The organism is Halomonas sp. H5 (assembly GCF_050613175.1).
GTDB classification, from domain to species: domain Bacteria; phylum Pseudomonadota; class Gammaproteobacteria; order Pseudomonadales; family Halomonadaceae; genus Bisbaumannia; species Bisbaumannia salifodinae.
On sequence record NZ_CP192510.1, the window covers coordinates 3720004 to 3732771 of the forward strand.

The 12768-nt window shown below is 67.6% G+C and carries 8 protein-coding genes; 1 reads left to right on the top strand and 7 read right to left on the bottom strand.

Annotated elements, in window-relative coordinates:
- Positions 1 to 3: 3 nt before the first annotated feature.
- From folM to rho, 4 genes are all read right to left on the bottom strand, one after another.
- A complete protein-coding gene (folM, locus tag ACQ1W9_RS17160; protein WP_431024436.1) occupies positions 4 to 717 on the bottom strand; it encodes a dihydromonapterin reductase in 714 nt (237 codons plus the stop codon).
- A complete protein-coding gene (locus tag ACQ1W9_RS17165) occupies positions 714 to 1475 on the bottom strand; it encodes an NAD(P)H-flavin reductase (RefSeq protein WP_431024437.1) in 762 nt (253 codons plus the stop codon). Before ACQ1W9_RS17165 ends, folM begins: the two co-directional genes overlap by 4 nt.
- On the bottom strand, positions 1472 to 2968 hold the full coding sequence (gene ubiD, locus ACQ1W9_RS17170) for a 4-hydroxy-3-polyprenylbenzoate decarboxylase (protein ID WP_431024438.1): 1497 nt from the start codon (positions 2966 to 2968) through the stop codon (positions 1472 to 1474). Before ubiD ends, ACQ1W9_RS17165 begins: the two co-directional genes overlap by 4 nt.
- Before the next feature lie 246 nt (positions 2969 to 3214).
- The gene (gene rho / locus ACQ1W9_RS17175; protein WP_195860307.1) at positions 3215 to 4474 is read right to left on the bottom strand and encodes a transcription termination factor Rho; all 1260 of its coding nucleotides are present in this window, start codon (positions 4472 to 4474) and stop codon (positions 3215 to 3217) included.
- Between the two features lie 436 nt (positions 4475 to 4910).
- Here rho and ppx point away from each other — a divergent pair, with 436 nt between their 5' ends.
- Positions 4911 to 6419 carry an exopolyphosphatase gene (gene ppx / locus ACQ1W9_RS17180; protein WP_431024439.1) on the top strand — a complete coding sequence of 503 codons (1509 nt, stop codon included), beginning with the start codon at positions 4911 to 4913 and terminating at the stop codon, positions 6417 to 6419.
- On the opposite strand, the gene tilS is transcribed toward ppx, so the two are convergent.
- The 3 genes from tilS to dnaE all read right to left on the bottom strand — a co-directional run bounded on the left by tilS (position 6416) and on the right by dnaE (position 12615).
- Entirely contained in the window at positions 6416 to 7708 is a 1293-nt protein-coding gene (gene tilS, locus ACQ1W9_RS17185) for a tRNA lysidine(34) synthetase TilS (RefSeq protein WP_431024440.1), read from the bottom strand. The two genes, ppx and tilS, sit on opposite strands and share 4 nt — an antisense overlap.
- A 135-nt stretch (positions 7709 to 7843) precedes the next feature.
- Positions 7844 to 8797, bottom strand: a complete 954-nt coding sequence (accA, locus tag ACQ1W9_RS17190; protein WP_431024441.1) for an acetyl-CoA carboxylase carboxyl transferase subunit alpha — start codon at positions 8795 to 8797, stop codon at positions 7844 to 7846.
- A gap of 314 nt (positions 8798 to 9111) precedes the next feature.
- On the bottom strand, positions 9112 to 12615 hold the full coding sequence (gene dnaE, locus ACQ1W9_RS17195; protein WP_431024442.1) for a DNA polymerase III subunit alpha: 3504 nt from the start codon (positions 12613 to 12615) through the stop codon (positions 9112 to 9114).
- Between the last annotated feature and the right edge of the window lie 153 nt (positions 12616 to 12768).

Consider the following 12768-nt stretch of genomic DNA (forward strand, 5'->3'; position numbering starts at 1 on the left):
CCCTCAACGCAGGTGACGGCCGCCATCCACCGGCAGGGTCACCCCGGTCACGTAGCGGTTATCGAGCAGGTAACGCAGGCTCTGGTAGATCACCCCGGGGCCCGGGACCATCTCCATCAGCGACTTGGCCTTGGCCTTCTCGGCATAGGCCTCGTCGTCCCCCGCATTGAGCATGATCAGCGCCGGGGCGATGGCATTGACCTGGATCCGCGGGGCATACATGGCGGCGAACGATAGCGTCAGGTTATCGAGGCCCGCCTTGGTGGCGGCGTAGGCGGCGTGCTTCTTGGAGCCCTTGCGCACCACATAGTCGGTCATATGCACGATATCCCGCTGGGGCTCGCTGCACGCCTCCAGCAACTCGCGACAGTGCAGGTTGATCAGGTAGGGCGCCTGCATATGCACCCGGAACAACCGCTCGAAGTCGGCGCCCACCTCGCTCCCGGTGCCGTCCGGCGCCCAGTCGCCGGCGTTATGCACGATGGCGCGCAGCGACGAGGTCTGCGCCTTGAGGCGGGCGATAAAGTCGAGAATGCCCGCCTCGCTGGAAAAATCGGCCGGCAGGGTCACCACGCCGCGCCGGCGCAGCTCGTCGAGCTCCGGGCGCTCGCGGCGATGGCTGATGATCACCGGATGACCGTCGTCGAGCAGGCGCTCGGCGCAGTGGCGCCCCAGGCGCTGGGCACCGCCGGTGATCAATACCGGCGAGGCGCTCACGACGAGGCTTCCTGACGCGGCAACAGCGGCTCCCGGGGGGCATAGGCGAAGACATCGGAGAACACCCGCGGCGCCTCCAGGCCCAGGGGCGCCAGCGCGTCCAGGCAGGCGTAGACCATGCCCGGTGAGCCGGAGAGATAGACGTCGTGGCCGGCCACCGAGCCCAGGTCACGCTTCAGCGCCTCGTCGATGCGCCCGATATGGCTGCGGATGCGCTCGCCGGCGAAGGGCTCCTCCGGCGCCACCTCCATCACCCCGTGGAAGCGGAAGTGAGGGTGCCGCTCGGCCCACTCTCGGGCCTGGCTCTCCAGGTAGAGATCGCGGCGCTCGCGCACCGCCCACCACAGCTGGATGGGCCGTTCATGGGCGACGAAGGCCGCCTCGAGCATCGCCTTCATCTGGGCGAAGCCGGTACCGGCGGCGATCAGCGTCAGGGGACGCCGGCTGTCGCGGTCGAGGATGCAGTCGCCACCGGGCAGGCGCAGGGTCAGCTGGGCGGCGTGCTGCATCATCTCCCGCAGCCGCGCCGAATTGGAGCGCTCCGGCCAGTGCTGGATATGCAGCTCCAGGATGCCGTCGTCCACATGGGCATTGGCGATGGAGAAAGGCACCCAGGTGCCCTCGTCCAACTGCAGCTCCAGGTACTGCCCCGGCGCATGGGACAGCGCCTCGGGCCGCCCCTCCAGGGTCACGCGGAAAACGTCGGGGGTGAGATCCTCCACCGCCGCGACATGGCAGGTCACTGTCCTGGCCGTCATGATGTCCTCTTGTGGTTAGTCGCCGGCAGTTCGATGCCCAGCTCGTCCCAGCGGGCGTCGACCCGGGCCTTGATGGCCTCGTCCATCACGATGGGGGTGCCCCACTCGCGGTCGGTCTCGCCGGGCCATTTATTGGTGGCGTCCATGCCCATCTTGGAGCCGAGCCCCGCCACCGGCGAGGCGAAATCCAGGTAGTCGATGGGGGTGTTCTCCACCAGCAGGGTGTCCCGGGCCGGATCCATACGGGTGGTGATGGCCCAGATCACGTCTTCCCAGTTGCGGGCGTCCACGTCGTCGTCCAGCACGATCACGAACTTGGTGTACATGAACTGGCGCAGGAAGCTCCATACTCCCATCATCACCCGCTTGGCGTGGCCCGGGTACTGCTTCTTCATGGTCACCACCGCCATGCGGTAGGAGCAGCCCTCCGGGGGCAGGTAGAAGTCGACGATCTCCGGGAACTGCTTGCGCAGGATGGGCACAAAGACCTCGTTGAGGGCCAGCCCCAGGATCGCCGGCTCGTCCGGCGGGCGCCCGGTGTAGGTGGAGTGGTAGATGGCGTCGCGACGCATCGTCATGCGGGTCACGGTGAACACCGGGAAGGACTCCACCTCGTTGTAGTAGCCGGTATGGTCGCCATAGGGGCCTTCCGGGGCCATGTCCTCGGGGTGGATAAAGCCCTCGAGGATGATCTCGGCGGAGGCCGGCACCTGCAGGTCGGCATGGCCGCAGTCGACCAGCTCGGTGCGCGAGCCGCGCAACAGCCCGGCGAAGGCGTACTCGGAGAGGCTGTCCGGCACCGGGGTCACGGCACCGAGGATGGTGGCCGGGTCGGCGCCGAGGGCCACCGCCACCGGGAAGGGCTCGCCGGGGTTCGCCTGCTGGAACTCCTGGAAGTCCAGGGCCCCGCCACGGTGGGAGAGCCAGCGCATGATCAGGCGATTGCGGCCGAGCTTCTGCTGGCGATAGATGCCCAGGTTCTGGCGCTTCTTGTGGGGGCCCTTGGTGACCACCAGGGCCCAGGTGACCAGGGGCGCGGCGTCGCCGGGCCAGCAGTGCTGGATGGGCAGGCGATCCAGGTCGACGGCGTCACCCTCCAGCACCACCTCCTGCACCGGGGCCTTGCTCACCACCTTGGGCCCCATGCTCAGCACCTGCTTGAAGATCGGCAGCTTCTCCCAGGCGTCCTTGAGCCCCTTGGGCGGGTCCGGCTCTTTGAGGTAGGCGAGCAGCTTGCCCACCTCGCTCAGCGCCGCCACGGAGTCCTCCCCCATGCCCAGCGCCACCCGTCGCGGGGTGCCGAAGAGGTTGCCCAGCAGCGGCATGTCGTGACCCTTGACGTTCTCGAACAGCAGCGCCGGGCCCCCGGCCCGCAGGGTGCGGTCGCAGATCTCGGTGACCTCCAGGTAGGGGTCCACCTCGGCGCGAATCCGCTGCAGCTCGCCCTGGGCCTCCAGGGCCGCGATAAAGTCCCTCAAATCCTTATATTTCACAGGGTTATTCCCTATGGCTAAACGGCAAAGGGGCAGCATAACATGCTGCCCCTCGGCGTTACTTGCTGATTCCATCGAGTCAGGGCTGCCACACAGGGCCTAGGCGAGGGGGCGCTGGGGGCAGAGCTGGGCAAGGGTCATTTGCCAGGGAAGGCAAATGTAGCGCCCAGGGAGGGGTTCACCGCGCCTTGCGAAGCCTGCCCCCAGGTTAGCCCCGGGGCTCACCCGGAGGTTTACGCGCGCCGATCAACGCCGCTTCATGGCCTCGAAGAACTCCAGGTTGGTCTTGGTATCCTTCAGGCGGTCGATCAGGAACTCGGTGGCCGCCACGTCCTCCATGGGGTTGAGCAGCTTGCGCAGGATCCACATGCGCTGCATCTCGTCCTCGGAGGCCAGCAGGTCCTCGCGGCGGGTGCCGGAGCGGCGGATATTGATGGCCGGGTAGACGCGACGCTCGGCGAGCTTGCGGTCCAGGTGGGCCTCCATGTTGCCGGTGCCCTTGAACTCCTCGAAGATCACCTCGTCCATCTTGGAGCCGGTATCCACCAGTGCCGTGGCGATGATGGTCAGGCTACCGCCCTCCTCGATGTTCCGCGCCGCACCGAAGAAGCGCTTGGGCTTCTCCAGGGCGTGGGCATCGACACCGCCGGTGAGCACCTTGCCGGAGCTGGGCACCACGGTGTTGTAGGCCCGCGCCAATCGGGTGATGGAGTCGAGCAGGATCACCACGTCCTTCTTGTGCTCCACCAGGCGCTTGGCCTTCTCGATCACCATCTCGGCGACCTGGACGTGGCGCGCCGGCGGCTCATCGAAGGTGGAGGCCACCACCTCGCCACGCACCGTGCGCTGCATCTCGGTGACCTCCTCGGGCCGCTCGTCGATCAGCAACACGATCAGGTGACACTCGGGATTGTTACGGGTGATGGAGGTGGCGATGTTCTGCAGCATCAGCGTCTTGCCGGCCTTGGGCGGCGAGACCAGCAGGCCGCGCTGGCCCTTGCCGATGGGCGCGGTCAGGTCGATGATCCGTGCGGTAAGATCCTCGGTGGAGCCGTTGCCGATCTCCATGCGCAGCCGCTCCTGGGGGAACAGCGGCGTGAGGTTCTCGAAGAGGATCTTGTGCTTGGCGTTCTCCGGCTTGTCGAAGTTGATCTGGCTGACCTTGAGCAGGGCGAAGTAGCGCTCACCCTCCTTGGGGGGCCGGATCTTGCCGGAAATGGAGTCGCCCTTGCGCAGGTTGAAGCGACGAATCTGCGACGGCGACACATAGATGTCGTCGGGGCCGGCCAGGTAGGAACTATCGGCGCTGCGCAGGAAGCCGAAACCGTCCTGCAGGATCTCCAGCACGCCGTCGCCATAGATATCCTCACCGCTCTTGGCGTGCTTCTTGAGGATGGCGAAGATGATGTCCTGCTTGCGCGACCGGGCCAGGTTATCGATCCCCATTTCACGGGCGATATCCAGCAGTTCGGGGACGCTCTTTTGCTTGAGTTCGGTAAGGTTCATGGATTCGTTCAGAAATTGCTCGTGTCAGCGTGACGGCAAGGCGCCGGGAAACGACAGGAGGCGGTGACGATGCGCCGCGTATGATGCGTTCAGGGCCCTGGGGCGTCCACTCGCTGGATAGGCTCGATCGACTAGGCCCATAGGCCTGGGACGATCACGGGGTCGAGGGAGGCGCTGTTGCGGTTCATGATGGGTTATCGAACGCCTGATTCAGCGGCTCATGCTGGCGAGGCGCAACATCATGAACGGGAAAGCAGCGGGCTGTCTGACGACTTGGAAGCTTGACCGGGCGCGGACGCCACTCAGGGTCGGAAAGCATTCGGAACAGGCGAACGACTCGATGGTAGTCAAGCTCACCGGCAAACGCAAGTGCCGGCAATTGACAAGGTTCCCGGGGCGCCGCACCCTTGACCCGAACCGCATGCAAGGACCTCCCATGAGCAGGACGCCCTCCGCCCCCCGGCGCCTCGCCGCCATCGATCTCGGCTCCAACAGTTTCCACCTCCTGGTGGCCAACTATCACCAGGGTCGCCTGCAGGTGGTGGCCCGCCTCGGCGAGAAGGTGCAGCTGGCCGCCGGCCTGGACGCCACCGGCCAGCTCAGCGAGGCGGCCATGGCACGGGCCCTGGCCTGCCTGGCGCGCTTCGCGCCCTTCCTCGAGGAGACGCCCAAGTCGCAGCTGCGGGTGGTGGGCACCAATGCCCTGCGCGCCGCCCATAACAGCCAGGCCTTTATCCGCCGCGCCGAGGCCTTACTGGGGCATCCCATCGAGATCGTCGCCGGCCGCGAGGAGGCGCGCCTGATCTACCTGGGTGCCGCCCATGCCCTGGCCGAGGTGCACGGGCGGCGCCTGATCGTCGATATCGGCGGCGGCTCCACCGAATTCATCATCGGCGAGGCGTTCGCGCCCCTGGCGCTGGAGAGCCTGCATATGGGCTGCGTCAGCTATACTCGGCGTTTCTTCGGCGATGGCCAGCTCAGTGAGAAGCGTATGCGTCGGGCGGAGCTGGCCGCCCTCTCGGAACTGGCCAATATTCGCCGCCACTACCGGCAACTGGGCTGGGCCGACCCGGTGGGCTCCAGCGGCACCATCAAGGCCGCCGCCGCGGTGCTGGCCGCCAGTGGCGACTGCCCCGATGGCTTGATCACCCGGCAGGGCCTGGCGACCCTGCGCCGGCGACTGATTCGCTGCAAGAGCCTCGACAGGGTGGCCCTGGAGGGGCTCAAGGCGGATCGCGCCACGGTCTTTCCCGCCGGGGTCGCCATCCTCAACGCGGTCTTCGAGGCCTTCGAGCTGGAGGAGATGCGCTTCGCCGATGGCGCCCTGCGCGAGGGCGTGCTCTACGATCTGGTGGGGCGCCATACCGCCGAGGACTCGCGGCTACCGACCCTCGCCGACTTGCGCCGGCGCTACCGGGTCGACGCCCGTCAGGCCGACAACGTGGCGGCCTGCGTGCGCCGAATGCTGAACCAGCTCGGCGACCACTGGCGCTTTCCCACCGAGCAACGGGAGTTTCTCGACTGGGCCGCCCAGCTCCATGAGGTCGGCCTGGCCGTCTCCCATAGCCAGTTCCATCGTCACGGCGCCTATCTGCTGGCCCATGGCGACTTGCCCGGCTTCTCGCGCCCGGAACAGCAGGCCCTGGCCTTCCTGGTCCGCGCCCACCGGCGCAAGTTTCCGGCCAAGGAGCTGGCCCAGTTGCCGGAGGCCCTGCAGGGGGACTATGCCCGCCTGGCGCGGCTGCTGCGCCTGGCGGTGCTGCTTAATCACTCGCGACCGGAATGTCCCCCGGAGGACTTCCGCCTGAGCGCCGACGGGGAAGCCCTGACCCTGCACCTGGGCAGCCAGTTGGAGGAGCAGGCCCTGCTGAGCAATGACCTGGAGCAGGAGATCGCCTACCAGGAGAGTGCCGGCTTCCCCCTGAAGATAGCGCCCTCGAGTTAAGCGACGCGACCCCGCCACCCCTCGGCCACCGCCAGCCAACGCGCCTCGGTGCCCTCCAGCACCGCCACCGGCGCATCCCCCGCCCAGACCACCAGTAGTCGCTGCCGCCGCCAGGGCGGTAGCCCCCACTCCTGGAGCAGCCGCTTGAGGTCGCGACGCCCACGGCCGGTCAGGCGCAGCCACTCGCCGCCGCGGCGGGGCCGCACCAGCAGCGCCGGCGTTTCGCCATCGCCCCTCTCCAGGGAGACCGCCAGCGGTCCCCAGGGGCCGGACAGCGGCGAGGCCCCCGTCCATTCCCGGGACCAGTCACTCGCCAAGGGGAGTTGCGGCGCCAGCAGATAGAGATCGCCCCGCCAGAGTCGCGCCTCGGCGCCGGGCCAGTCGACCCGAACCTCGGCGTCGCGTCGCGCCACGAGCTGCGTCAGCAGGCTATCCAGGCGGGCCGCCGGCGGCAGCGCCAGTGCCAGGCGCTCACAGGCATGGCGAACCAGCAGGCGCTGGCGGGGCCGCGACAGGGCGGCCAGGTCCGCCGCCGGCAGCCGCGCCGGATCCCCGCCCAGGGCAACCAGTTGCTCGGCGGCCAGCTCCCCGAGCAAGGCATCCGCCTCGCCGGCCCGGGCCGCGGTGCGCGCCAGCCGGGCGGCGGCGCCGGGCCAGCGCGCCTCGAGGCGCGGCATCACCGCATGGCGCAGGTAGTTGCGATCCTGGTGGATCTCGGCGTTGCTGGGGTCCTCCACCCAGGCCAGCCCCAGGTGCTCGGCGGCCCGGCGCAGCTCGGCCCGGGAGATGCCCAGCAGGGGGCGCCTTAGGCCTCGACCTTGCCAATCGCGATGCGCCGGCATCGCCGCCAGGCCGCGCACCCCGCCGCCGCGCAGGGCCGCCAGCAGCAGGGTCTCGGCCTGGTCGTCGCGGTGCTGGGCCAGCCACAGGGTCTCGCCGGGGGCCACCCGGGCGGCGAAGGCGCCGTAGCGGGCCTCCCGGGCGGCCCCCTCCAGGCCCAGGCCCTTGCCCGGATCAACGCTGACGCGCTCGACGAACAGCGGCACCCCCAGCCGCGAACAGAGGCGCCAACAGTGGTGCTCGAAGTCATCGGCGGCGGCCTGCAGGCCATGGTGCACATGCAGGGCATGGAGGGGACGGGGATAACGGCGACAGGCCCGGGCCGCCAGGCTCAGCAGCAGGGAGGAGTCGAGTCCCCCGGAGAGGGCGACCCAGACGACGCGCCCCGGCGGGGTCTCCGCCAGGGCGCGATCGATCGAGGCAACGAGGTCCGTGGAAAGAAGGGACATAGCAAGCAACCTAGCGGGGCCGCTTCGAGCGAAGGTCAGACAAGGCAAAAATCGGCGAAAGAGCGGAGTTTACTTTAGTAAATGAGCATCTTAAGCCGATTTTTAACGCCGTATGGCCGAGCGCAGAAAGGCCCTTCAGGAAGGGGCGCCATAGCTCATCAACCGCTCATACCGCCGCTCCAGCAGCTCATCGATGCTCAGCGCCTGGAGGCGGTCGAGGCTGTCGAGCAGCGCTTCCTTGACCCGCGAGGCGGTGGTGATCGGATGGCGATGAGCGCCGCCGAGGGGCTCCTTGATCAGGGTATCGACGAAACCCAGCTCGTTGAGTCGTTCGGCGGTGATGCCCATGGCCTGGGCCGCATCGGAGGCGCGCTCGGCGCTCTTCCAGAGGATGGAGGCACAGCCCTCGGGGGAGATCACCGAGTAGGTGGCGTACTGCAGCATGGCCAGCTCGTCGCAGACGCCGATGGCCAGCGCCCCGCCGGAACCGCCCTCGCCCACCACGGTGGAGAGAATCGGCGTCTTGAGCCGCGACATCACCGCCAGGTTATAGGCGATGGCCTCGGACTGGCCGCGCTCCTCGGCGTCGATGCCCGGGTAGGCCCCCGGGGTATCGATAAAGGTCAGCACCGGCATCTTGAAGCGCTCGGCCATCTCCATCAGGCGGCACGCCTTGCGGTAGCCTTCCGGGCGCGGCATGCCGAAGTTGCGGCGCACCTTCTCCTTGACGTCGCGGCCCTTCTGGTGACCGATCACCATCACCGGCTTGTCGTCGAGGCGGGCGATGCCGCCGACGAGGGCGGCGTCGTCGGCGAAGTGGCGGTCGCCGTGCAGCTCGTCGAAGTCGGTGAAGACGTGCTCCAGGTAGTCCAGGGTGTAGGGACGCTGGGGGTGGCGCGACAGCTGGGAGACCTGCCAGGGGGTGAGGTCCTTGAAGATCGACTCGGTGAGCTTCTTGCTCTTCTCTTCGAGCTTGGTGATCTCGTCGTTGATATTGATCTTGCTGTCATTGCCGACCAGGCGAAGCTCCTCGATCTTCGCCTGCATCTCGGCAATGGGCTGTTCGAAATCAAGATAGTTGGGGTTCATAGGCTCGGCTTGGTTGGCACCGGCCAGTGCGGCCGCCGCGGTCAACGGAAATTGTCGCAAGATAGCCTGGCATTATCGCAGCTTGTGTGTGGGGCGCAAGGCACCCCAGGGCTATCGCGATTAGCTCTGTTTCTGCTTGGGGGGACCGGGGCTACCCTGGGGGCAGGCCGTCGCGGGGCGCTGTGAACCCCTCCCTGGGCGCTACTTTTGCCATCCCTGGCAAAAAAACCCCGCTCCATCCTGCCCCCAGCGCCCCTCAACCATTCCTGCTGCGATAGCTCTGGAAGGTACCTCTGCCACTTCCCCAACGCGGTCTAGCGGTAACTTAGCCCCACCCCGTCCTGGCCTTCGACCTCGCGCAGGGCGATCAGCAGGTCGTCGCTGGGGGCCACCCGCCAGACCTCGGCCAACTCCAGCCAGCCGCCGGCGCGCTCGTTGCGGTAGTGCAGGCGCACCGGCAGCCCCTCGGCGCTGCGGTAAGGCTCGAGGCTCGCCTCCAGGCTGCGGATCAACCGGCCATTGGCGCGCTGGCCGTCGATACGCAGCTCCACCGCCTGGGCGTAACGGGTGCGCGCCGTCACCATGGGGGTGACCTCCTTGCCACGCAGGCGCAGGCCACCGGAGTAGTCGTCGCTGGAGACCTCGCCCTCGATGATCAGCACCTGGTCGGCCTCGATCTGCCCGCGTAACTGGTCATAGAGCTCGCCGAACAGCGAGGCCTCGATGCGCCCGGTGCGGTCGTCCAGGGTCAGGAAGGCCATGGTGTCGCCGCGCTTGGACTTCATGGTGCGCACCCCCACCACCAGGCCGGCGATCCGCTGGGGCTCCCGGGATGGCCTGAGGTCGGCGATCCGCGTGGCCACGAAGCGCTTGAGCTCCTGCTCGTACTCGTCGATGGGGTGGCCAGTCAGGTAGAGCCCCAGGGTCTCCTTCTCGCCGCCCAGGCGCTCCTTGTCGGTCCACTCCCGTACGCCGCGGTAGTCGGCATAGACATCGCCGCCCTCGGCCTCGTCGGCGAAGGCCTCGCCGAACATGTCCATCATGCCCAGGTTCTGGTTGGTCTGGGTCTGGGCGGCGGCCTTGAGGGCATCGTCCAGGGCCGCGGCCAGCACGGCGCGGTTGGGGCCCAGGTTGTCCAGGGCACCGGAGCGGATCAACGCCTCCAGGGTGCGCTTGTTCATGCGTTTGGGGTCGACCCGGCGGCAGAAGTCGAAGAGGTCCTGGAAGGGGCCCTCCGCCTCCCGGGCCTCGACGATGGCGCCGATGGGCCCCTCGCCCACGCCGCGAATGGCACCCAGGCCATAGACCACCCGGGCCTGGGTATCCACGGTGAACTTGTAGGTGCCGACGTTGACGTCCGGCGGGGTCACGGTGAGCCGGAGGTTGCGACACTCCTCGATCAGCGGCACCACCTTGTCCAGGTTGTCCATCTCGGTGGACATCACCGCCGCCATAAAGGGCCCCGGGTAGTGGGCCTTCAACCAGGCCGTCTGATACGACACCAGGCCATAGGCCGCCGAGTGGGACTTGTTGAAGCCGTAGCCGGCGAACTTCTCCACCAGGTCGAAGATATTCCCCGCCAGCTCCTTCTCGATGCCGTTGGCCGCGCAGCCCTCCATGAAACCGACCCGCTGCTTGGCCATCTCCTCGGGCTTCTTCTTGCCCATGGCACGGCGCAGCATATCCGCCTGCCCCAGGCTGTAGCCGGCCAGCACCTGGGCGATCTGCATCACCTGCTCCTGGTAGAGGATGATGCCGTAGGTGGGCTCCAGCACCGGCTTAAGCCATTCGTGCTGGTAGTCCGGGTGGGGGTAGGAGATCTCCGCCCGGCCATGCTTGCGGTTGATGAAGTCGTCGACCATGCCCGACTGCAGGGGACCGGGGCGGAACAGGGCGACGAGGGCGATCATGTCCTCCAGGGAGTCCGGCTGCAGGCGCTTGATCAGCTCCTTCATGCCGCGGGATTCGAGCTGGAAGACCGCCGTGGTCTCGGCGCGCTTGAGCATCTCGAAGGTGGGGGCATCGTCCAGGGGGATGGCGTCGATATTCAGCGAGCCCTCGCCGGCGGCGGCGCGCACCTTGTCGACCATCTCCAGGGCCCAGTCGATGATGGTCAGGGTGCGCAGGCCGAGGAAGTCGAACTTGACCAGCCCGGCCTCCTCGATGTCGTTCTTGTCGAACTGCACCACCAGGCCATTGCCGTCCTCGTCACACAGCAGGGGCGAGAAGTCGGTGAGCTTGGTGGGAGCGATCACCACGCCCCCGGCGTGCTTGCCGGTGCCCCGGGTGATGCCCTCGAGCTTCCTGGCCATCTCCCAGATCTCGGCGGCCTCCTCGTCGTTGTCGAGGAACTCCTTGAGGGCCGGCTCCTGCTCGATGGCCTTGGCCAGCGTCATGCCCACCTCGAAGGGGATCAGCTTGGAGAGCTTGTCGCCCAGCGAGTAGGGCTTGCCCTGGGCGCGGGCCACGTCGCGCACCACCGCCTTGGCGGCCATGGTGCCGAAGGTGACGATCTGCGACACGGCGTTGCGGCCGTAGCGGTCGGCCACATAGTCGATCACCCGGTCGCGCTTCTCCATGCAGAAGTCGACGTCGAAGTCGGGCATGGAGACCCGCTCCGGGTTGAGGAAGCGCTCGAAGAGCAGGTCATACTCCAGCGGGTCGAGGTCGGTGATCTTCTGGGCATAGGCCACCAGGGAGCCGGCACCGGAGCCCCGCCCCGGACCGACGGGGACATCGTTGTCCTTGGCCCACTGGATAAAGTCCATCACGATCAGGAAGTAGCCGGGGAAGCCCATCTGGATGATGATGTCGAGCTCGAAATCGAGGCGCTTGCGGTAGCGGGCATCGATCTCGGCATACTCGGCGCCGTCGCGGGGGTACTTGTCGGCGGGATAGAGGAAGTCCAGGCGCTCGGTCAGGCCGTCGTGGGAGACCTTGCGGAAGAACTCGTCCTGGGTCATGCCCTCGGGGATCTCGAACTCCGGCAAAAAGATCTCGCCCAGGCGCACGTCGACGTTGCAGCGGGCGGCGATCATCAGGCTATTCTCGAGGGCCTCGGGAATGTCCGCGAAGAGCTCGGCCATCTCCGCCGGGCTCTTGAGGTACTGCTCCTCGCTATAGCGGCGCTCGCGGCGCGGATCGTCCAGGGCCTTGCCCTCGCCGATGGCCACCCGGGTCTCGTGGGCCCAGAAGTCGTCCTTGTCGATAAAGCGCACGTCGTTGGTGGCCACCACCGGGGTGCCGGTCTCGGCACCGAGCTCCACCGAGAGATGCAGGCACTCCTCCTCGTACTGGCGGCCGGTGCGGGTCAGCTCCAGGTAGAAGCGCCCCGGGAAGTGCTGGCCCCACTCGGCCAGCAGGGTGCGAGCCTCGTCCGGGTGATCGCTAAGCAGGTGGCGGCCGATCTCCCCGTCACGCCCCCCGGACAGCGCGACCAGTCCCTCGCTCTGGGCGAAGATCCAGGCCTTGTGCAGGATCGGCTGCCCCAGCCGCTGGCCTTCCATCCAGCCCCGGGAGATCAGCTCGGTGAGGTTGCGATAGCCCTCGGCGTTCATGGCCAGCAGGGTCAGGCGGTAGGGGTGGGCCTCGTCGTAATCGTTATGCAGCCAGAAGTCGGCGCCGATGATCGGCTTGAGGCCCGCGCCCTGGGCCGACTTGTAGGCCTTGACCAGGCCGAAGAGGTTGGTCTCGTCGCTGATGGCCAGGGCCGGCATGCCCATCTCGGCGCTCCGCGAGATCAGCGGCTTGAGGCGCACCAGGCCGTCGACCAGGGAGTATTCGGTGTGTACGCGGAGGTGGACGAAGCTGGGGCTCATAGACGACTCGTGGGGCTCGGCTTGGGGTCGGGAAACGCGCAGAGATAATGCCAGATTCGGGGCCGGCCTGTCCCGGTTTCGACCAGAACGGTCAGGGCTATCACGGTTGGTATACCCCTCCTTGGCGGCCCGGGGCTACCCTGGGGACAGGCC

Coding starts and splice junctions, on each gene's coding strand:
- ppx (WP_431024439.1), top strand. CDS start 4,911: ATGAGCAGGACGCCCTCCGCCCCCCGGCGCCTCGCCGCCATCGATCTC.
- dnaE (WP_431024442.1), bottom strand. CDS start 12,615: ATGAGCCCCAGCTTCGTCCACCTCCGCGTACACACCGAATACTCCCTG.
- tilS (WP_431024440.1), bottom strand. CDS start 7,708: ATGTCCCTTCTTTCCACGGACCTCGTTGCCTCGATCGATCGCGCCCTG.
- rho (WP_195860307.1), bottom strand. CDS start 4,474: ATGAACCTTACCGAACTCAAGCAAAAGAGCGTCCCCGAACTGCTGGAT.
- ACQ1W9_RS17165 (WP_431024437.1), bottom strand. CDS start 1,475: ATGACGGCCAGGACAGTGACCTGCCATGTCGCGGCGGTGGAGGATCTC.
- accA (WP_431024441.1), bottom strand. CDS start 8,797: ATGAACCCCAACTATCTTGATTTCGAACAGCCCATTGCCGAGATGCAG.